The organism is Nostoc sp. GT001 (genome assembly GCF_030382115.1).
Lineage (GTDB): Bacteria > Cyanobacteriota > Cyanobacteriia > Cyanobacteriales > Nostocaceae > Nostoc.
On sequence record NZ_JAUDRJ010000003.1, the window covers coordinates 350,881 to 372,500 of the forward strand.

At 42.1% G+C, this 21,620-nt stretch carries 15 protein-coding genes, 1 tRNA gene, 1 rRNA gene and 3 pseudogenes (1 of these 20 running past the window's edge); 10 read left to right on the forward strand and 10 right to left on the reverse strand.

The genetic code is table 11. From position 1 onward, the window contains the following. The first annotated feature begins 194 nt into the window (after positions 1-194). Positions 195-905: a response regulator gene (locus QUD05_RS04265; protein WP_289799881.1), complete on the forward strand. Its 711-nt coding sequence runs from the start codon at positions 195-197 to the stop codon at positions 903-905. A 5-nt stretch (positions 906-910) separates the two neighbouring features. Further along, entirely contained in the window at positions 911-1,999 is a 1,089-nt protein-coding gene (locus QUD05_RS04270) for a sensor histidine kinase (protein ID WP_289795005.1), read from the forward strand. Positions 2,000-2,040: 41 nt separating this feature from the next. On the opposite strand, the gene QUD05_RS04275 is transcribed toward QUD05_RS04270, so the two are convergent. Next, positions 2,041-3,471 carry an IS110 family RNA-guided transposase gene (locus QUD05_RS04275; protein WP_289794880.1) on the reverse strand — a complete coding sequence of 477 codons (1,431 nt, stop codon included), beginning with the start codon at positions 3,469-3,471 and terminating at the stop codon, positions 2,041-2,043. 1,064 nt (positions 3,472-4,535) lie between these two features. Between QUD05_RS04275 and QUD05_RS04280 the strand changes: the two genes are divergently transcribed. Further along, positions 4,536-6,035 carry a hypothetical protein gene (locus QUD05_RS04280; RefSeq protein WP_289795006.1) on the forward strand — a complete coding sequence of 500 codons (1,500 nt, stop codon included), beginning with the start codon at positions 4,536-4,538 and terminating at the stop codon, positions 6,033-6,035. Between the two features lie 17 nt (positions 6,036-6,052). Here QUD05_RS04280 and QUD05_RS04285 read toward each other — a convergent pair. From QUD05_RS04285 to QUD05_RS04295, 3 genes and pseudogenes are all read right to left on the reverse strand, one after another. Beyond that, positions 6,053-6,309 (reverse strand): annotated as a pseudogene (locus QUD05_RS04285) (rubredoxin); the annotation flags it as partial. A gap of 405 nt (positions 6,310-6,714) precedes the next feature. Next, the gene (locus QUD05_RS04290; RefSeq protein ID WP_289795007.1) at positions 6,715-7,596 is read right to left on the reverse strand and encodes a succinate--CoA ligase subunit alpha; all 882 of its coding nucleotides are present in this window, start codon (positions 7,594-7,596) and stop codon (positions 6,715-6,717) included. A 272-nt stretch (positions 7,597-7,868) separates the two neighbouring features. Then, positions 7,869-9,095 (reverse strand): succinate--CoA ligase subunit beta, encoded by a 1,227-nt coding sequence (locus tag QUD05_RS04295; RefSeq protein WP_289795008.1) that lies wholly within the window; start codon positions 9,093-9,095, stop codon positions 7,869-7,871. Positions 9,096-9,744: 649 nt separating this feature from the next. Between QUD05_RS04295 and QUD05_RS04300 the strand changes: the two genes are divergently transcribed. The 6 genes and pseudogenes from QUD05_RS04300 to QUD05_RS04325 form a co-directional block, all read left to right on the forward strand. Further along, positions 9,745-11,496, forward strand: a complete 1,752-nt coding sequence (locus QUD05_RS04300) for a hypothetical protein (protein WP_289795009.1) — start codon at positions 9,745-9,747, stop codon at positions 11,494-11,496. A 542-nt stretch (positions 11,497-12,038) separates the two neighbouring features. Beyond that, positions 12,039-13,346 (forward strand): NF041680 family putative transposase, encoded by a 1,308-nt coding sequence (locus QUD05_RS04305; RefSeq protein WP_289795010.1) that lies wholly within the window; start codon positions 12,039-12,041, stop codon positions 13,344-13,346. A 105-nt stretch (positions 13,347-13,451) separates the two neighbouring features. Next, positions 13,452-14,084 (forward strand): annotated as a pseudogene (locus QUD05_RS04310) (N-6 DNA methylase); the annotation flags it as partial. Between the two features lie 38 nt (positions 14,085-14,122). Next, on the forward strand, positions 14,123-14,377 hold the full coding sequence (locus QUD05_RS04315; protein ID WP_289795011.1) for a hypothetical protein: 255 nt from the start codon (positions 14,123-14,125) through the stop codon (positions 14,375-14,377). Further along, the gene (locus QUD05_RS04320; RefSeq protein WP_289795012.1) at positions 14,374-15,132 is read left to right on the forward strand and encodes a type II toxin-antitoxin system RelE/ParE family toxin; all 759 of its coding nucleotides are present in this window, start codon (positions 14,374-14,376) and stop codon (positions 15,130-15,132) included. Before QUD05_RS04315 ends, QUD05_RS04320 begins: the two co-directional genes overlap by 4 nt. An 81-nt stretch (positions 15,133-15,213) precedes the next feature. Then, a pseudogene (locus QUD05_RS04325) lies at positions 15,214-15,402 on the forward strand (IS4 family transposase); the annotation flags it as partial. A gap of 46 nt (positions 15,403-15,448) precedes the next feature. Here the strand turns inward: QUD05_RS04325 and QUD05_RS04330 are convergent. The 6 genes from QUD05_RS04330 to rsmA form a co-directional block, all read right to left on the reverse strand. Continuing rightward, a complete protein-coding gene (locus tag QUD05_RS04330; RefSeq protein ID WP_289795013.1) occupies positions 15,449-15,829 on the reverse strand; it encodes an Arm DNA-binding domain-containing protein in 381 nt (126 codons plus the stop codon). Between the two features lie 176 nt (positions 15,830-16,005). Next, a tRNA-Gly gene (locus QUD05_RS04335) sits at positions 16,006-16,077 on the reverse strand. 170 nt (positions 16,078-16,247) lie between these two features. Beyond that, the gene (locus QUD05_RS04340; protein ID WP_289795014.1) at positions 16,248-16,853 is read right to left on the reverse strand and encodes a GerMN domain-containing protein; all 606 of its coding nucleotides are present in this window, start codon (positions 16,851-16,853) and stop codon (positions 16,248-16,250) included. 402 nt (positions 16,854-17,255) lie between these two features. Continuing rightward, positions 17,256-17,585: a DUF3082 domain-containing protein gene (locus QUD05_RS04345; protein ID WP_289795015.1), complete on the reverse strand. Its 330-nt coding sequence runs from the start codon at positions 17,583-17,585 to the stop codon at positions 17,256-17,258. 177 nt (positions 17,586-17,762) lie between these two features. Continuing rightward, complete coding sequence (gene ispE / locus QUD05_RS04350) at positions 17,763-18,737, reverse strand: 4-(cytidine 5'-diphospho)-2-C-methyl-D-erythritol kinase (RefSeq protein WP_289795016.1); 975 nt, start codon at positions 18,735-18,737, stop codon at positions 17,763-17,765. Between the two features lie 67 nt (positions 18,738-18,804). Continuing rightward, positions 18,805-19,647 (reverse strand): 16S rRNA (adenine(1518)-N(6)/adenine(1519)-N(6))-dimethyltransferase RsmA, encoded by an 843-nt coding sequence (gene rsmA / locus QUD05_RS04355; protein ID WP_289795017.1) that lies wholly within the window; start codon positions 19,645-19,647, stop codon positions 18,805-18,807. A gap of 659 nt (positions 19,648-20,306) precedes the next feature. Between rsmA and QUD05_RS04360 the strand changes: the two genes are divergently transcribed. After that, positions 20,307-21,620, forward strand: a 16S ribosomal RNA gene (locus QUD05_RS04360); it runs 178 nt beyond the window's last position.

The following is a 21,620-nucleotide window of genomic DNA, read 5'->3' on the forward strand; positions in this document are numbered from 1 at the left end:
GGTTGAGTCTGCGAAACCCAATATCTCTGGGGCGTTGGGTTTCGTGCCTCAACCTAACCTACAAAAGTCGATGTTATTTAATTCTCATTCCTAATTAAAAAGAGGTGGAGAGTGGGAGACACAGGAACGCATAAAAGATATCTCTGTGTCTCCGTGTATTTCCTGTGCCAATTTTGCTCGACCCTATATTTCAGATGGATATTTTAATAGTTGAAGATGAACCAGAAATTGCTCGTTTAATCGAACTATCTTTAGAAAAAGAAGGATTTTTTTGTCGCACTAGCCGCGATGGCATGAATGCTTTGCGGATGTTTCAAGAGCAACCACCGGATTTAATCATTCTAGATTTAATGATTCCTGGTTTGGATGGGTTGGAAGTTTGTGCCCGAATTCGCCAGAAACCAGGTGCAAAAGATCCTTACATTTTAATGCTCACGGCTAAGGGTGAGGAAATAGATCGCGTCATTGGTCTATCTACTGGTGCTGATGATTATATGGTCAAACCCTTTAGCCCCAGAGAGTTGGTAGCTAGGGTGCGGGCACTATTACGGCGTAGCCTCCGCCAAGGGGGACAACACCAAGTCAATCGTACCCAACACTTTATTGTTGATGTAGACCAGCGCACTGCCAGTCGCCAGATAAATTCTCAAGAAGTTGAAATTTTGGACTTAACTACCCTAGAATTTAACTTGCTAACCACCTTTGTCAGTAATCCTGGTCGAGTTTGGAACCGGACTCAACTAATTGATAAACTTTGGGGAGATAATTTTTTTGGCGATGAACGAGTGGTAGATACTCATGTAGCTCGGTTGCGAAAAAAGATTGAACCCGATCCGGCAAATCCGACTTTTATTAGAACTGTTGTTGGGGTGGGCTATAAATTTGAAGATCTTCTGGTAGCGTAAATGTTATGAAGATGGGGCTGAGAGGACGGCTATTTTTCTCCCATTTAGTAGTAATGATCGTGGGGGTAGCTAGTCTGGTGAGCATCAGCAAAATCTCTTCCCCCCGCTTATTTGTCTTGCATTTGGAAGGATTAGAGAATCAGGGGTTCGACTTAATCGATGTCCGTGCGGAATTGGTTACAGGATTTGAACTTGCTTGGCAGCGCAGCACTATTTGGTCAGTCTTAGTCGGTACTACTGCCGCCGGAGGATTGAGTTACTGGGTGTCCAGACGAATTATGCAGCGATTGACCGAGATGGAACAAATCACCCAAAAATTTGCTGCTGGTCAAATGGATGCACGACTACCTGTGTCTGACATTCCAGAACTAAGTGGACTGAGTGCTAGTTTCAACCGAATGGCTGCCAGTTTAGAAGGGGTAGAAGCACGGCGGCGAGAAGTAATTGGGGACATGACCCATGAACTACGTACACCATTAACTGTGGTGCGCGGTTACTTGGAAGAACTGGCTGATGGGGAAATTGAAGCATCTCCTGAAATCTATCGGCGTTTAGCGAAAGAAACTAGGCGTTTAGAGCGGTTGGTGAACGATTTACAAGAATTATCTAAGGCAGAAGCAGGTTATCTACCAATTAATATCCAACGGGTAAATTTATATCCGTTGTTAGAGTCATTAGTGGAGAAATTTACCGACCAACTATTAGAAGATGGGCCAGTTATGCTCTTGCAATGTCCATCAGTGCTACCTCCTGTATTGGCAGATATTGACCGCACGGAACAGGTATTGGTTAATCTGCTAGGTAATGCAGTTCGTTATACTAACGAAGGTTCAATTACCATTACTGTTGGGATTGACGCATCTCAACTCTGGATTGCGGTTAGTGATACAGGCATTGGTATCGCTCCAGAAAATTTGCCTCATGTGTTTGAGCGCTTCTGGCGAGCCGACCAATCGCGCGATCGCCATTCGGGAGGTACTGGTATTGGTTTAACTATTTCCCGCCGTTTGATTGAATTACAAGGCGGTCAAATTCAGGTTGAAAGCGAATTGAAAGTTGGTAGTACGTTTCGCTTTTTTCTGCCTTTGGCTTGAGTTGAGTTTAACCCTCTCTGAAGAAACACTTTGCGTAAAGCTTATGTAGCAAGGGTAGGAGAGGATAGAGTATTTTGCTGCTCTGGAGAAATTGGGACAATTTCAAGACCAAGAGCATGAGCTTTGTTCCTGAGATTTTTGAGAATCAGTTCCTGATATTTTTGCTCATAGTAGTCCATACCAGGGTCGGTATATTGCCCAGCAGTCGCCCACATTTGGTAAAACAAGCGTGCCAATTTATGGGCAGTAGCGGTGATGGCTTTTGGAGCACCCAAGCGCGATCGTAAACGCCTGTAAAAAGCACCCAAAGCAGAACGGCTTTGAGTTAGAGAAAAAGCAGCCATCCGAAAAGCCGAAGCTGCACGATTAACAACTCGACGAGTCTGAGAACTTTTGACTTTACCACCAGTAATTTTTTGACCAGGGCATAAACCCAACCATGAGGTAAAGTGCTTAACAGTGGGAAATCGTTTGGGGTCTAATCCAACTTCTGAGAAAATGGTTTGCACAGTCAAAACATCAAGGCCATCAATCAGGGTAAAATCTACGCCAGAAATGTGATAAAGATATTTACGTAAATCAAAATTGGGATTATTGCCTACGGGCTTTTTTCTGCGTTTTCGCTTGCTGGGAGGTGGTTCATCCTGTACTTTAATTTCAAACGTATTTAAACATTTTTCAATTTCTTTATCTATGGCAGCTATCTGTTGTTGATAAACCTCATAAAGGGTTAACTCTTGATTGAGGACAAACAAATGTTCTGGACGATAGTCTCCAGTTAGGGCTTTAGCAATGTCTGTTTTACTACTTTTAATTCTAGGGTCTTTGAGGGCAGCTAACTTTTGTGGGTCTCGTTCACTAGCGACAATTGCCTTAATAATTGTCATTCCAGTTAAACCACTAATATCGCTAATCACTTGATGTAAATGTAGATTCATTTGAATCAGTGCTTTTTGCATTCTTTGCAAATGAGTTCCAGCACTTTTAATCAAGCATTCTCTTTGGCGAATATAACTACGTAAGATACAAACTTGATCTTCTGGGCGGAAAGAGCCAGACAATAGCCCATAGGTGTGTAACTGTTGTAACCATTGACAGTCTTTGACATCTGTTTTACGTCCTGGCACTGTTTTCAAATGGTGAGCATTTACCAGTTTGACCTCAAACCCTCTGGTTTCCAAAATTTGGAACACCGGAATCCAATATACTCCTGTTGCCTCCATTGCTACAGATGTTACGCCACATTGACTCAACCAATCAGCCATTGCCATCAAATCTGGGGTAAAACATCCAAATCGCCGCACATTTTTCTCGTCTCTCAGAGGCGGAACACACACCCAATGTTCTGCACTACCCAAGTCAATTCCTGCCGCATTCTCATTTATTTGCGCTAAATGTGAAGCATTAGATGACTCTAGCCTTTGTTCTTGACCACTAAATGGATTTTGATCTTGGTTTATTGGCAATTTCATCTTGGCACCCCAGTTTGATCATTCCAATATGTCCTGACCTGGGTTGGTTATATGTAGATAATCTCTGAAACGGGATAGGAAAATTTTCCTTCACCAATGCCATAACCATTCAACCCAGAACCATGCTTTCAATCAGGCTTTTTTTAATACACTATTGTGGGTACGGTTTTAACTGTCAGGATACTTATAAATGTATCTGGTATTTCGCCCATGCGCCCATGCTTATTGTTTCTTTCATCCATAACGGGCGGAAAACGCCGCCAGTGCGGTGCTTTCAAGAAACAGAAATGTTTCTTTACATCCATTGGGAATGTGATCGCTTTCCTTGGGCGCTTTTATCACTCTCGGCAAAGTATAATTAAGGGCGAGTGCCTCCGGCACGCTACGCGAACGCAAAAACACTAGAAAGAGAGTATGGTTGAGCCTCGCCCACCCGCACCCACAGTAAAATTTGTGGACGAATACTGCCAGTTGTATCAAAACCTCTTTCCAGAAGTTATACCATTTCTTTGTGAGGCTGCGCCAAACCCTTTTAACTTCTTTCTTTGTGTCCAACTCTTACGAGACGCTGCGCGAATGCGTCCTTCTCCCAAGGGGAGACGCTAACGCGAATGCGGTTTGTTTCTCTTTCTTATTTCTTGTACTTCAATATGGTTTAGCGCATCTTCATACAGAATTGGTATTAGAAGCTTTGAAGCTTTTAAGTACCTACATATGGGATGTGTTTCTGATATAAAACGTAAAACTCTACCGGAAATAGCGAAAATTTTAGGGCTAGAAAATCATCAAGCATCTCAACTGCTTTGTTGCAGCTTCAAGGCAACTTTTGATTTGGGAGGGAAGGAGTTAAGCACAAAATTTAATTGACAATGGTGGTTATAACTTCACAACTTAAGGAGGTTTGGTGATCGTGCAAAGTCGGATATGATGCATGATATAAATTTTGCGACAATGAGTTGGAGTTCGCGCAATTAGAGCGTAGTTGTGTCCAGCAAAGATAACAATACCCAACTTTGGTATTCTAGAAATTAGAGAATGCGAAAACTTTCTGGAGAAATTAGATTATGTCACAGTCATGCAATTTTGATAGCAAAGCACGCACATCTAACTTAGTTTCGTTTAAGTTAGAAGACATTCGACTTCAAGTGGAGAATAAGGAAGTTGTTGATGTTACAGTTAACTTGGATTATATCGATGGACTGAATCCAAGTGAATTAAAAAATGTTGTACCCATTGCTAATAATATCAAAGATTACTTGACTAATTATCCAAATAATCCTAATAACTTATTTGAAGTTATCAATCGCAATCTCACCAATAAATTGCTAAATGATGAGAATCTAGGGCTTTCTAAAATATTGGACTCATTGAGTGTTAATTTGGATGTGTCACCAAAAGTTATTCCTTTCCCATTTAATAATACAAATACTCGTACCTCAGATGGAGACATTAACGATATTGTCTCGTTTCAGTTAAAAGATATTCAGCTTGATGTTACAAATAGAGAGAATGCGGATGTCACCATTACCCTTGATTATATTAATGGAGTAGACCCTAGTGACTTTAAAGAAGTCGGAGTGATAGCTGATCAAGTCAAAGATTATTTAACTAATTATCCAAATAATCCCAATGACTTGTTTGAAGTCATCAATCGCAATCTCACTCAAGAATTGCTAAGTGATGACAATCTAGGGCTTTCCTCCGTGCTAGACTTTTTAAGTGTGAATCTTGATGTCGCACCAGCCATTATTCCTTTCCCATTTAATAATACAAATACTCGTACCCCAAATGGCGACATAAACGATATTGTTTCATTTCGTTTAGAAGACGTTACATCTCCAATTGATGGTGGTATAGTTACCGATGTCACTGTTAATTTAGATTATGTTGATGGAATCGACCCAAGCGCCTTAAAAGATGTCATACCCATCGGTAATTACATTAAAGATTTCTTGGCAAATTATCCAGTAGAAGCAGGCTTGTATGAAGTCCTCAATCGCGACCTTACCCAAGGGTTACTAAATGATAGCACTATAGGACTATCTGGGGTGTTGGACTCATTAAGCGTTAATCTGGATGTGTCACCAAAAATTATTCCTTTCCAATTTGACACCACAATTACCCGCACAGCCAATGGTGATATTAACGATATTGTCTCATTTCAACTAGAAGATATTTTACTTCCGATTGATGGTGCTAGTGTTGCTGATGTCGCCGTCAACTTGGATTATATTGATGGAATTGACCCAAGCGCATTCAAAGATGTCATCCCCCTTGGTAATTTCATTAAAGATTATCTCACAAATTATTCTCATCCCAATGACTCTTTTGAAGTCGTAAACAACAATTTAGGCAATGCATTGCTAACTAATTCTAATCTAGGACTTTCCTCAGTGTTAGACTCACTAACTGTTAAGTTAGGTGCATCACCAGGTGTTATTCCTTTTCAATTTAACAATACTGTCACCCTTACCCCAATTGGCACTACAATGTTTGGAGGAAGCGAATTTACTCGATTTTGTGATATCGACGGTATTAGTGTAATAAACCGGGTTTTGCTATAACCCGGTTTGGCAAATTCCTAAGCAGCTACAGCTTCTTCGTAAGGAACAAACGTTTTCTTCGTAGCACCACAAATCGGGCAACGCCAATCTTCAGGAATAGCCGCAAATGGTGTACCAGGAACAATACCCGAATCAGGATCGCCTTCAACTGGATCGTAAATCATTGAACACTGGCAGCAAATCCATTTCTGAGTCGCCGGATCGTTGCTGCCTTGACTGCACTCGCCACTTCATCTAAAGCTTGGAGTGCTTCTGAATACTGACGGGCATAATGGAGAAGGCAGGAGGTTGAAATTTATCTATTGCGGCCTCTCTGGTTAAAGCCTTTGAGATACAAGGGATTGACACAAGGTAGTCATGGCTGTGTCATAGCCAATTGCTAATTTGAAAGTATCCAAAATCTTGGTTTGTTGATGAATGCCAGGATTTTAGAAATGCATAGAGTGTAACATTATGTCTACTTTTATTTTGGCTGCTTTTTTGGTTAGTTTACTCAGTGCTTGGGGTTATGCTGCGATCGCCTACCTGTTCCCTCAAAATCGTTCATTAAAATAATTCGTAATTCGTAATTCGTAATTCGTAGTTAAGAATTGAATTACGAACTTGTATTGAGCGTAGCCGTAAAGCCTGCGGCATAGCTACGCTTCGGGCACAGCCTCTCGTAGAGAAGTATTAGTAATTAGTTAATCTCCTTTCGCAATAATTCTGGAATCTGAGAAGGGCGTTCGGCTACTGTAACTTCTGCTTCTTTTAAAGCGGCTAATTTACTTTGGGCTGTGCCAAAGTTAGGATCGCGTCCAATAACCGTTGCTAAAGTCCCAGTTTGACGCCAACTTTTTCCTGGCGGTGCAAGTCTACCTGCAATGTAGGCAATTACTGGTTTATCAATTGCCTCAGCAATGTACCGCGCTGCTGCTTCTTCACTACCACCACCGGGTTGACCGACTAAAACGATCGCTTGTGTGGTTTCATCCTCATCGAGAATTTGCAGCCATTGCAAAAACGAGGAACCAACGATCGCATCACTACCAATACTGACACTAATCGACTGCCCTAAACCTGCTTTTGTTAATTCGTAAGCAATTTCGTAGGTGAGGGTGCTGCTACGACTAACGATTCCCACTGTTCCAGGGGTATAAAATTCGCTGGGTTGAGTCCCTAAGAGAATTTTTCCCGGTACGATGATCCCCGGACTATTTGGCCCGATTACCAAAGTTTCACAAGCTTCGGCTTTGCGGAGTAATTGCACCATATCCAAAGGCGGCACACCAGCAGTAATAATAATAATCTGGCGAATCTTAGATGCGATCGCTTCTAATGCCGCATCCAATACGTCGTAAGGATCTACACAAATAATTGTTGTGTCAATTGCCCCAAATTGTTCTATTACCTCCTCTACTAAATCAAATACTGGCAGTCCATGCAGTTCCTGTCCGCCGCATCCAGGATTGACACCAGCTACTAAATTTGTGCCATAAGCTTTCATTTGAGCAACATGAGTGCTTGATATAAATTCACAAAAGCCTTGAATTAAGACTTTACTTTCTGGCGTTAGGTTCATAAAAAATTACCGTAAATTTGGCAACCCAGCGCCTTCAACCACTGGGCATATTGATTCAATTTTTACTGAAATTCCAAAAACTAGTTTTGAAGCCGAGTGTTCCAAAAGTCAGAAAACGCGCCTCTAGATAGGAATATCCAGTTTGAATGTACTATATAATTTAGTTCCAAAAAGCAAAGCTTTACTTGATTTGAGCATCAAATTCAACAATTTATACCTGAAGGTAAAAACTAATAATTTTTGATTTTTGAATTGGAACAAAATGACATTCACTATCTTTTATTAGCCGTTGGTTTAGCAAGGAGAACTGCTGCTGCAACTGCCTCATCTAAATTTTCTACCACGACGAGCGCATCGGTGTGGGTTTTTAGTGTTGTCAAATATTTTCTCGCAGTGTTAAATTCAGAACCCGCAAGACGGACAACTAAGGATGGAAAATTAAGCTGTCGCCGAACTTTACTACCATTAGAACGTACAACCTGTGATTGAAGTTCGCTGTTGTCTTGCTGCACAACTCTAGCTATAACTTCAGCCACTTCCTCAGTTTGCGGAATGCTACCCAGAAAGTTAATTAGTATTACTTGAATGCTTTTATCAGCCTCCAGCATTTTCAAACCTGTTTCTAGGCGATCGCGGAAGGTAGTTGGTGTAGTATCTGTAAGGAAAGCATGACGTAGATTCAAACAAACACCTGGGTTGCCACCAGCATTCGCAACTAAATCTAAAGTTGCCATCACTGAACCAGTACCATTACCTAAAATACCGATTTTTCCATGCATTTGCACACCATCCCAGTCACCCAAAATACCGTTAATTTCAGTAGTGGTATGACGACTGATAATTTTTGCTGCCATCTCGGCCAGATCGGGATGACGCTTGATCGCCCGTTCGTTGACCCTGACTTTACCATTAAGGGCCATAACTTGACTAGTAGTACTGACTGCCAAGGGATTAATTTCGACTAAATCCAGGTCTTTTTGGACAAATAAGTGGTACATCTTCTCCACAACGCTGCTTACCGACTGCATCAGCGTTCCTTGCAAACCCATTTTCAAAGCCAATCGTCGCGCATAAAATGGCGAGAATTCCTGTTCCACAACAACATGGTGCATTCTTTCTCCAGCCGATTCCCAATCGATGTCTGCTTCTTTGCAACCTAAAAGTACTAGTCGGCAGACAGCTGTATCTAAAACTACTGCTAGATAAAATTCTTGGTTGGCGTCGTATCTAGATTCTGCCAGTACAACTTCCGGCAATTCGCCCCATATTGGTAAACTAAAGATATTTTGAGCAGCTGCTATCGCATCGATAGTTGTTTGGGCAAACCTGACTCCGCCCGCTTTTGCCCGTTCTGCTCCGTGGACTTGAGATTTCAGTACAATTGGAAAGCGAATTTTTAACCGTTTCAAATCTGTAGGATGGTCAATTCGTTGGGAAGGCAATACCGGAATGCCTATCTTTGCAAACCATTCTTTAACTTGGTACTCTAATAAATCCATTGATACACCTTGTATTGACACTTTCCAAGATTTTGGTTATTCCTGTCTTGATATTTTGCAGCACCTTTATTGCAGAATTAACCTTTTTGCAGCTATAAAAACTTATTTTTCACGGATCAATTTTATCGAATTCAGCAAATGAAGCATATTAATTTTGATAGTCAACTTGTTTGTGCCGGAGCCACAACACATAATTAATCTCCTCAGCAAGTTTCCCAGCATAGAAGATAACTAGCTTTTTTGTCAAAACCCTCTGACATAGCATCGTTTTCTTAACCTTTAGATAATTTGGTAAAAATTGCTCTGCAACTAGAATTTCGCAAAGCAGTAGCTTTTGTGAATTTAATTATCGCAAAGTAATGCAGTGAAAATACTCAAGCCTTCTATTATTCCCATTTTTTATTTGTAATTTATATCTGAAGACAGATTATTTAATTTTGCATCTAGTGCTGTAAAAATGTATTGTTACGAACAATATTTACTTTTTTAATTTTTGGTGAAAAGTCAGAATTTGTGTTAGAAAGTTGGTCGTTCAGATTCTCAGGCTGTGGTTGGTTAAATTGTGCATTTGCATTCAACAAACCTAAAAAGTTCATTTCATCCCCTTAAAGATAATCAAAACTATATAGAAGTTCAGCGGGAAAGCTCTATGAAAGTAGCAGTCCAGCAGGAAGATTTACAGCTTTTAGCCAAAACTTTGCAAGAACAATTACTTGTAGAAGTCTCAACGGCTGAAGTCTTCGAGGTTAAGTGCGTCGTCAATAAAGGCGAGTTAATGATTTTAACGCAACACGCGTCAGATGTAATCGTTGACGCTCAACTAATTTTTGCAGTCATTGAGGAGGTACTTCAGTCTCTAGCACCCCACAAAGAGCAGCGGGTGCAATGTTTCCTCAGAGTTTTTGGCGAACAACTCCCTTATACTAAATGTTTCTTGGCATTGAAGCCGACGGGGGGATGGGTAACAGAGGGAGATGAGGAAGTACAAGGAGATGAGGAGGTAATATCCTCCTCATCATCTCTGACATATTCTCCATTAATCAATGAGAGCGAAGAAGAAGAAGAACTGTTTGACCCGTTTGCAGATGTGCCGAATTTGTCGGCTTCAAAGCCAGGATTTCAGGTCAAACCTATCCTACTGGGTGCTGTGTTGGTGGGAATTATAGTTTTAGGCGGTGGTGCTTACTTATTGACTCGCCCTTGCGTGATGTCTGAGTGTAAGGAAATACAAAATGCCAAGCAATTAAAAACAAAATCTCCACAACTGATGCGCCGCGCCAAGTCTGAAAAAGAATTAATCGCTGTACAACAGCAACTTGCAGCAGCCAGCACAGACCTGAATGTAATTCCTAGTTGGTCGCCTCGCTACCAGCTGTCACAGGAACTAAAAGCAAGTTTGTCTGGACGAGCAGAAAAAATCAATCAGGTGGTCAAAGCTTTGCAAATGGCATCTTTGGCGACACAAAAAGTTCAAACTCCAGCATCTAGCTTAGAAGAATTACAAACTAGGCAACACTTATGGCGACAGGCTATAGCGCCACTAGAAAGTATAAGTTCCAGTAGTGAACTTTATGGGCTGGTGCAGGGTAAATTACTGAATTATCGTGTTCGTTTGCACGCTGTAAATCAACAGATATTTATTGAGGAAAAATGGCTGAAAAAACTAACGGCGGCAAAAGGTGTAGCCGTTGCAGCCCAGAAGCGGGAAACTGCTGCTAAATCCTTAAATGACTGGCGAAAGGCGCAGTCTACTTGGCTGGTGGTAATTAATGCCTTGAATACCATTCCCCGAAATAGCGTTGGATACCAAGAAGCCCAAAAGCTGTTGGTAGATTATAAACCTAAGTTAGTATTAGTACGCGATCGCGCTACTAAAGAACAATTAGCTGTTAAAACCTACCAACAGGCCTTTAGCACTGCCAAGCAAGCCAAAGTTTATGAACAACAAAACCAATGGCAAGCAGCGGCGATATATTGGGAACAGGCTTTGCAAACTGCTAAAAAAGTTCCCCAAGATAGCTTGTACTACACTCAGGCTCAGTCTCTCATCGAACCCTATTCATCTGCGCTCAAACAAGCACAAGAAAAACTACAAGTTGTTAGTAGTTTGCAACAAACCCGCACTGACTTGGATAAGACCTGTACTAATGGAATTCGGATTTGCACCTTTAGTATGGACAATGCAGAAATTATTGTCCGACTAACCCCTGAGTATGACCAAATCAGGCAAAATAACTTGGCTAATCCTTATTCTAAGAATTCGGATACTGCTGTTGATGTTACCAATCACTTGCAAATCTTACGCGAAGCCCTAGCCGTAATTGGTGAAAATGCCAATCTATCCCTTTTTCTTTATGATTCCCAAGGTCAGGTAATTTATACGCGGACTTTAGGCGGGTAAGTAGCATCCCCAGTGAAGTATAAGTGCTGATTCGTAAAGAAAATCTTAAGGATACTCAACTTCTTACTAGGTCTGAGTTTCAGCGAATAAGTGCTTTATTGACTCAAATTCTTGAAACCCTTACAAGACAAGTACTTTACTTGAGTTTACAAATTAGCTCTAAGCCTGGGTATTTGGCTACTATCCCAAATTTGTCCATTTGACCGATTATCCTTGGAGTTGCTCCATACTGGAGTTTAGACTAAAAGCGATATGAGAGAACGCAAATCAAAAGGAATTAGAGGTTAAAAATATTATCTTGTCAGCCTCAAAGCATCCGCGACCTTGAACAATTTTTGTGTAGTATGCTTGCCGAGAAAATAATACAATAATGATAATCATGAAAATGGTGGGAGAGAAACGAGCATCGCTCGTTTCTCTCCCACCCCCCTTATTCGATTATCATTATCAGATAATGAGCAAGAAAAAAGGGGTGTCTAATTGAATACAGCCCCCCTTTTGGCAGAAAGTGAGAAAAGAACTACCATTACTCACCTGCCAACATGAAAAATGCCAGACTTGAAGAGTTTCGTCAAGTAGCTTACAAATATTTAGGTAGAGCTAAAGATGCGACGTTTGAATTAACAGATGCCATATTGCTGACTCGCAATGTTTATTCCTTAGCAGATTTATCCTTATCACCAGTATTTAGACGCAAGTGGCCAAGCATCTATGAAGCCTTACAAGATAGCAGACCACAAAGACAAAAATTGATGCAGCTATACATCAAACAGATCCCAGCAGAGGGACGACCATTGTTAGCAGGAGACCATACAAACTGGTCACGCCCAGATGCAGTAACGTTACAAGAGAGAACTTATGAACATAGTGGCACATCCATAGCTGGAAATAAACCGATTACCATTGGTCAAGGATATAGCACAATTGCCTGGATACCTGAAAAATCAGGCAGTTGGGCATTACCTTTGAGACATGAGCGGATCACAAGTGGGGAAAGTCCAATAGGGAAAGCGGTTTGGCAACTTAAACAGGTGTGTAAATATTTACCTGTTAGACCGATTTCAGTTTGGGATAGTGAATATGGATGCGCCCCTTTTGTCTTAAAAACTGCCAGTATTCCCGCAGATATTCTCGTTCGGTTGCGCTCAAATTTGTGTTTATGGGGTGAACCAGGAGCTTATCCAGGGATTGGCCGTCCCAAGAAGCATGGTGATAAATTTAAGCTCAATGAACCAATAACATGGAGTGAAGCCACATCTGTGTTGGAAATGAATGACCCAAAATTAGGGCGTGTGCGTGTTAGCTTGTGGAAAGATTTACACTTCCGTCAGGCTGCTACACGCCCAATGTTACTCCTGCGGGTTGAACGTCTCGACGCACAAGGCAATGAACGAGTATCCAAACCTTTGTGGTTAGCTTGGGTAGGAGAAGAAATCCCACCATTAGAGGAAGTTTGGTGTCTCTACTTGCGTCGCTTTACCATTGACCATTGGTATCGCTTTTTAAAGCAACGTCTACATTGGACAGTGCCACAGTTCAGTACTCCAATACATTGTGAAAGATGGAGTGACCTCATGCCTCTGATGACTTGGGAATTGTGGTTAGCCCGTGATATTGTAACTGACAATCCTTTACCTTGGCAGAAGTCTCAGGGTAATTTGACCCCTGGAAGAGTTGCTCAAGCTATGGGTGGAGTTTTCGCGGCCATTGGTACTCCCACCTCTGCACCCAAACCTCGTGGAAAGTCCCCTGGTTGGCAACCAGGAAAAAAGCGTCACCGTAAAAACCGATGTCCGATTGTTAAAAAAACTGTAACACGACCACGCAAAGAACCATCAATTGCAGTTTAATACTCAAGATTATTGATAATTTCACTAAGTCTCTGATTAACTCAGCCCTGCTGGGTCATTTTGCATGGCTTAGTCTAAACTCCAGTCACCTATTCCACTTCAAATAAGCAATTGGCATTTTTGCAGCACATATACAGGTCACTCAAACCGGAAGGACGAGCTGCGGTGGTTTTGCCGGATAACGTACTGTTTGAGGATGGACAAGGAAAATCAATTCGGGCTGATTTGATGAATAAGTGCAATTTGCATACCATTCTTCGGCTACCCACAGGTATATTTTATGCCCAAGGTGTAAAAACGAATGTCTTATTTTTCCAACGTGGCACAACGGAGAAAGGTAACACCAAAGTAGTTTGGATCTATGATATGCGAACCAATATGCCCAGTTTTGGTAAGCGATTTCCTTTAAATCGTGAGCATTTCGCTGAGTTTGAGCAATGCTATGGAGATGACCCTAATGGCAATCATCCTCGTGTAGATTTAGGAGAGAATGAACGTTTTCGCTGCTTTACGCGGGATTATATTGAAAAACGTAATGAAAACCTAGATATTTCCTGGCTACGGGATGAGAGTTTGCAATCAGGTGATAATTTACCTGAGCCAGAGGTAATTGCTGCTGAGATTATGGAGAAACTGCGAATTGCAACCAAGGAGATGGAAGCTTTAATGATATTGCTGGAAGGGGAAGAAGCAGCAGAGGCTGTTAGTTCTTCGGTGGGTATGCCAACTTTAGAATAGGAATATGATGCGCGAGTTTCACTCTAGGGAGCAGTTAAATGACCATCGAGCAAGCGATTTTAGAAAAAGTGCGGGTATTATCACCAGAGAAGCAACAAGAGGTACTGGCCTTTATCGACCTATTGCAAGCTGACGAGTGGAAAAAGTTATACAAGGGAAGATTTAAGGAACTACAGCAAGAAATTCAAGTTGGAATAGAAGCAGCTGACCGGGGTGAACTAGTGGATGCTGAAGAGGTATTTCAACGGTTACGCGCGAAACTGCAACAAAAACGCGCTCAGGCTGGTCAATGAGCAACATTTGTAGGTTTACAGTTACAGCAAGTCGGGATATTGAGGCTATTATCGATTACATTGCTGACAATAGTAGTTTTAATGCTGCGGAAAGCCTTCTCAGCAAAATTAACAGCAAATGTGAAAGGTTAGCAAAATTTCCTGGTATGGGACGTAGGCGAGATGAATTAGCTCTGAACGATCGCACCCAAAAAGCGAAGGAAGCACTAGACAGTATACCTCAGTTGTGCGATCGCTTCCGCCAATCCGTCCTCGCCCCTGCCTTTCGAGGTGATTTAACAGCAGATTGGCGTGAACAAAACCCAGACATTGAAACTGCTTCAATTCTGTTGGAGAGAATGAAAAATCTGAAACTAAGGGATAAAATTCGACGAGGAGTTCCGCAGGAAATTGCAAAGCCAGAAGCTATTGCAAATTGGGAAATTCCTGAAACTTGGACTTATGCTTCTGCTGCTGAACTTCCCAGAATCGGAGCGTTTTTAGATTTGAAAGATGGCAATCATGGAAGTAATCATCCAAAAACTGTGGATTTTACTCCTATAGGACTTCCTTTTATTACAGCAGCACAAGTCAAAGAATTCAAAATTGATTACGACAGCGCATATAAAATTTCTGGTGAGCCACTCAAAAAACTTAGAGTAGGTTTCTCAAAACCTAGCGATGTTATCTTTACTCACAAGGGAAGTGCTGGAAGAGTTGCAGTAACAGATAGAGAATGTATTCTCACACCCTTGAGGGGGGACAAAATACCCTGAAATAGATATAGCGCAACGAGTATAGCAATTTGTGGTAAAACAAAAAAAGCATTCATTGGCAACAAGCTCTATTTAATGATAATATTACCTGAATTCTACGAAACAAACCTCAAGCGAGAATTGGGACGTGCAGAATATTTATTACTAAAAATCCTGATAAATTTATTACAATCTATTAAAACTGTTAGCATTGAAGCACTGGCTACTGCTTTACCTATCCCCATATTTTTTGAAAGTAGAAGAAAAAGACTTCAGAGATTTTGGTCTTTATAAGCGTAAGTACTATCAGCAAGGAGAGAGGGCTATGAGGCTTATTCTATCTGCGTCCTAGCCCTTTTTGTCCCCCCGTAAGGTTAGGGCTACACTGCTGTCGCTTATATTCAATAAATTGTTCCCAAAGGTCTGCTAGTGATGTTTTAACAGTGATACTACGTGTTATTTCTGTTGCAACCTTACTCAGTGCAGCCTGTGGTTTGTATTTAGCTAGGGTAGGGTCAAAATTTCCAGAAACTATGTCTAGCTCAATTTGCCTTGCCTTTGCTTCTGCTGCTTTACGGTTAACAGAGTTATCTGCCAAACCTATGCTGAGATAATGACGTTTATCTGCGAACCTGAACCATAATTGTAATCGGTCATTGGAAGAGATGACTTGAACAGTACCTTTAGAAGCTTTACTATAGTTGGGTTTGGAGTACACAGGTTTATCCTTCTTATTACCTTTTTTAGTACACCAACTTTACACCCAAGTTACACCCAAAAGTACCTAAAAAGAGCTAATATTTGTTTCTAGCAATAAACAAATATACCACCCTCAATGGAAGAGGTTATAGAAAAAATCGTTGAAAAGCTTGTTAAATAAGGCTTTATTTAAAAAGCGGGCGATGGGACTCGAACCCACGACGTTCACCATGGGAAGGTGACATTCTACCACTGAATTACACCCGCAGATTGCTAAGATAAACTTATACCTAAAATTAACCATACCACTATTTACATCTGTTTTCAATTGGCTAGAAAATACACTATTTTGACAACTACTGATGCATGAGTCCTGTGGCTGTTCAGATTAGGAAATTTTTTAGCTAGCTGATGACGGTACTTACTACCATATTTAACTAAAGAACAATGTCCTCGCCTCGCTCCGTGAAGCGAACCTCTTTAATATTCCATTGAGCATTACTCGTTAAGGTTTTGCGGAGACTGCCAAACAGAGCAAACTGTTCACAACTAGAAAGAGAAGTTATTTGCCGCTTTGACTCAGGAGATATGCGTAAATCAACTGTAGCAATGCCATTTTTGATGTTGACACGATACCCAGACAAGCTAAAGTCGCTTGTATCGCGTTTTTCTAAGATTTTACTCACGACATTTGTCACTGGTTCCTCAGCTGGTACTGAAACTTTTTCTGGAATTAGTTTTTGACACTGGGTATCACTTGTGTATAGTGTTACGGTAGTTGTTTTGGCAGTGGCAACCTTAGAAGTTGGTGAGGAAGGCGCATTTTCCTTAGAAGATTCTTCATTAGGAGATTTTTCTCTCAACTGAGCTACGCTAGGAATTTGGCTGGGAGCCTGAGAAGGTAGGCTATTCGTCGGTGATGTGGTAGGGGATGGCGTTTTGCTGTCTAAATTACTCGCGGTAGGATTAGAACTACAACTACCAAGGCTCAAAACCATTGTCACAAAAATAGGGGGTAAAAAATATCTCTTGATTGTGTTCATAAATTTTGCTTATAAATGTTGTTGTTATCGATTTCAGTGTCGTTGGTATCAATTCCGTATAAATTCGTGAATATTGAGCCAGTCCCTAAAGTGTCAACCCAAAATCTCTTAAAGTCAAATTTTATACTATCTACCAAAATTACAACATTTGTTATTCAAGGAGTCATACATATCCGACAACAAGCCACTTTGTGTCTACGTCAATCCCAAAAAGCTTGACTAAAACAAGTAGGGATACAGTAAACTAGAGAATTTCTGCAACTAGTAGCACTGCATCTACGTCTGCTGCTCGTGCTAGATAAATTTGGCAACAGTAAAATCAACTCCTTGTACAGTATGGATAAGTTGTTCTGCCTTAGTAGAAAAACTTGTGCTTTTAGATTACTGATTAAAAGCAAATTACTAGTTTTCACTACTTTTTTGCTTAGTCAATTGCTGTACTAATAATTGTACTCCCAAAGCCAATAAACCAATTGCCACTATACCAAAAATCCCGCTACCTAAAGCAACTACACCAACAACCAGAGTGCGGACAGCAGAAGAAATCTTCACTACCAATGGATTGATTGAATGGATCGGTTTACTAGCAAAATTTGTCGCGATCGCAATCATCAGCGAATACGCTGCAAATCCCATTCCTCCAGAAATCACCGCCCCAGTAAAACAGCGTAATGGACTAGCTGTTACCTGTTCTTTAGCATCTGTTTGCGGCGTTAGATTTTGGTCATTCATAATATTTAGATTTTAGATGTTAGATTTGGGATTGAAACATTAGGAATAACTATTTTCATCAGCTTGTTGTCATTCAAATTGCATCTTTGCGTCTTTGCATTTTTTTGGCGATTTTAACTATGCAACTCAAAAGCTCATCAGCTTATTGCCCATACTCTATTAACAATAAAGATTTATTTAAACTGAAGATGCCACCTGAATACCATGTGTAATTGTCCGAGTCACAAACAATTCTAAGTCTTCATCAAGAATTGCTTCCCTGACTTGCAGTTTCACTTGCTCTGCCTGCTGCTGAGACTCAAAAAGAGCAAATACTGTTGGCCCAGAACCAGACATCATTGTTCCTAAAACGCCTTCCTGATTAGCAAACACTTCTCGCAACTGCAAGACTTGGGGATAGGCTGGCAATACCACGCGCTCTAAATCATTGTGCAGTTTTTGGGCAATTTCTCTTGTATTTTTATCCAGGATCGCTTTTACTATTTTTCCTGAATGAACTGCATTAGCACGTGCTGCCAAGTTGTCACTATCTCTAATATAAGAGTGACCAAACTGCTGTCGATAGGTTTTGTATGCCCAAGGTGTGGAAACTTCGAGACTGCGGTATTTCGCCAATACTATATATATGTTATCTAAACTCGGCAGGGGAGAAAGTTGCTCACCCCTACCTGTTGCGATCGCAGTTCCACCCGCCACACAGAACGGTACATCTGAACCGAGTGTACCTCCCAGCTCCTCTAATTCTGACTGAGTTAACCCCAACTTCCACAGTAGATCTATCCCCACCAACACAGCAGCTGCATTTGTCGAACCCCCAGCCAACCCAGCAGCGACAGGAATCTGCTTGTTGACGGTAATCTCCACACCTCCATATTTAGCCAAGGCTTCGGGAAATTGCCTTACCATTAATTCTGCTGCTCGGTATGCCAGATTACTTTTATCTGTCGGTACTTGTGGGTGGTTGCAGTGAACACGGATATTGTCAGTGCTGATGGAACGCACATCAATCTGGTCTGCAAGCCCGATACTTTGAAGTATCATGGCTAACTCGTGATAGCCATCGGGGCGTTGGCGTAGCCCGCCGGAGGCATCGCCAATGATTTCCAGATACAAGTTGATTTTAGCAGGGGCAATTAGGCTGTAAGAACGCATTTTCTCGGAGTGGGGAATGGGGAATGGGGAATGAAGAAGGAGAAATGGGAAAAATCTGCCTTGTTCCCTACTCCCTACTTTCTACTCCCAATTCATTTGCTAAAATTACCCATTGCTGAACGCTGAGGTCTTCGGCTCTGGCTTGGGGATTTATTTTTAATTGTTCCAGTAAGTGGCTCAAGCGATCGCGTTCTATAACAGATTGCAAATTATTTCGTAACATTTTGCGCTTGGCACCAAACCCCAACTTTAAGAAATTTTCTAACTGTCGGGGATTAAGTGCTGGTATCTCTATTTTTCGGGGGCGCAATCGCACCACTGCTGAATCGACTTTTGGCGGTGGATGGAATGCGGCCGCTGGGACTGTGCAGATTAACTCACACTCAGCCAAATACTGTACCCGCACACTCAAAGCCCCAAAAGCTTTTGAACCTGATTTAGCATATAACCTTTCTGCTACTTCTTTTTGTACCAGCAACACTATTGAGTCAAATGGTTCGGGATTTGGGTTAGCGATCGTACCCAATAGTTTCTCAATGATTGGCCCTGTAATATTATATGGAATATTGGCTACTACCTTATTTGGCTGTTGGAAATTGGGAAAGGCTGCCAGATAAGATGGTAAATCTAGAGTCAGAAAATCACCTTGCAGCAGTAAAAATTTTTCAGTCTTACCAAGCTGCTTTGACAACAGTTGGCATAAGTCGCGGTCTATTTCAACTGCAACCAGAGATTGCACTAAGGGTAATAAACGACGAGTCAGAATGCCAGTTCCAGGCCCAATTTCCAGGACGCGATCGCCTTTGGGGGAGCGATCGCTTTCTGTACACTCAGCTGCTTTAATTATTGCGTCGAGCGCCTTTTCACTTTTGAGCCAATGTTGAGCAAAGACCTTACGCGGTCGGATCATCTGTATTTATTGCCTAGTCTAGTTTTTAGCTTTTTCTCAAAAATTCATTATAAATTTTGAAGCCCTTCTACAGCGCTAGACCCACTGTAACTCCTATCTTCTCTTCCAAAGGCTCCACGAACGTAGTGATGGCGATCGCGATAAATGCCGATACAAGCGTTATTTGTAGAATGGCAGTCTTAAATCGCAAGCTCTGCAACAATTATGCTCTTATATTATAGTTAATTCAGGCGTAGGGATTCAGGATAAATCCCTTCAGAAAGATTACCTCCTGCCTTTTTCCATAATCACTCCACCTGCATCAGATTCCATTTGGAGACAAGCAGCCAGGTTTAGCCACTTCGTTCTTTCGTTCTCGCCTCCTCATGCCGCTTAAGTCATTCTACTGAAAGTAATGCCAGTCAAGTGATTTGCCCATTTAGAAAAAAAAATAAATTTACCCCTTGACAAACTAAGGGATGAATAGTTACTCTAGTTAAGTCGGAAGGCAAAAGACGCCAACGACCGCTGAACCTAAAAAACATAATACTTTGAAAGCTTAAGAAAAAACCAATCCTCGTCAAAAGATTTTGTTTTTGGGAAATCCCAAAAAGACAATCGAAATTATAGATAGGATTCCGGGAAATATTTTTTTCGGAGCCACAAACTCGAAACACAACAAAACGGAGAGTTTGATCCTGGCTCAGGATGAACGCTGGCGGTATGCTTAACACATGCAAGTCGAACGGTGTCTTCGGACATAGTGGCGGACGGGTGAGTAACGCGTGAGAATCTGGCTTCAGGTCTGGGACAACCACTGGAAACGGTGGCTAATACCGGATGTGCCGAAAGGTGAAAGGCTTGCTGCCTGAGGATGAGCTCGCGTCTGATTAGCTAGTTGGAAGTGTAATGGACTCCCAAGGCGACGATCAGTAGCTGGTCTGAGAGGACGATCAGCCACACTGGGACTGAGACACGGCCCAGACTCCTACGGGAGGCAGCAGTGGGGAATTTTCCGCAATGGGCGAAAGCCTGACGGAGCAATACCGCGTGAGGGAGGAAGGCTCTTGGGTCGTAAACCTCTTTTCTCAGGGAAGAACACAATGACGGTACCTGAGGAATAAGCATCGGCTAACTCCGTGCCAGCAGCCGCGGTAATACGGAGGATGCAAGCGTTATCCGGAATGATTGGGCGTAAAGCGTCCGCAGGTGGCAATGTAAGTCTGCTGTTAAAGAGTCTAGCTCAACTAGATAAGAGCAGTGGAAACTACATAGCTAGAGTACGTTCGGGGCAGAGGGAATTCCTGGTGTAGCGGTGAAATGCGTAGAGATCAGGAAGAACACCAGTGGCGAAGGCGCTCTGCTAGGCCGTAACTGACACTGAGGGACGAAAGCTAGGGGAGCGAATGGGATTAGATACCCCAGTAGTCCTAGCCGTAAACGATGGATACTAGGCGTGGCTTGTATCGACCCGAGCCGTGCCGTAGCTAACGCGTTAAGTATCCCGCCTGGGGAGTACGCTTAAGCAACGGTGAAACTCAAAGGAATTGACGGGGGCCCGCACAAGCGGTGGAGTATGTGGTTTAATTCGATGCAACGCGAAGAACCTTACCAAGGCTTGACATGTCGCGAATCTTCTTGAAAGAGAAGAGTGCCTTCGGGAGCGCGAACACAGGTGGTGCATGGCTGTCGTCGAGCTCGTGTCGTGAGATGTTGGGTTAAGTCCCGCAACGAGCGCAACCCTCGTTTTTAGTTGCCATCATTAAGTTGGGCACTCTAGAGAGACTGCCGGTGACAAACCGGAGGAAGGTGGGGATGACGTCAAGTCAGCATGCCCCTTACGCCTTGGGCTACACACGTACTACAATGCTCCGGACAGAGGGCAGCAAGCATGCGAATGCAAGCAAATCCCGTAAACCGGAGCTCAGTTCAGATCGCAGGCTGCAACTCGCCTGCGTGAAGGAGGAATCGCTAGTAATTGCAGGTCAGCATAC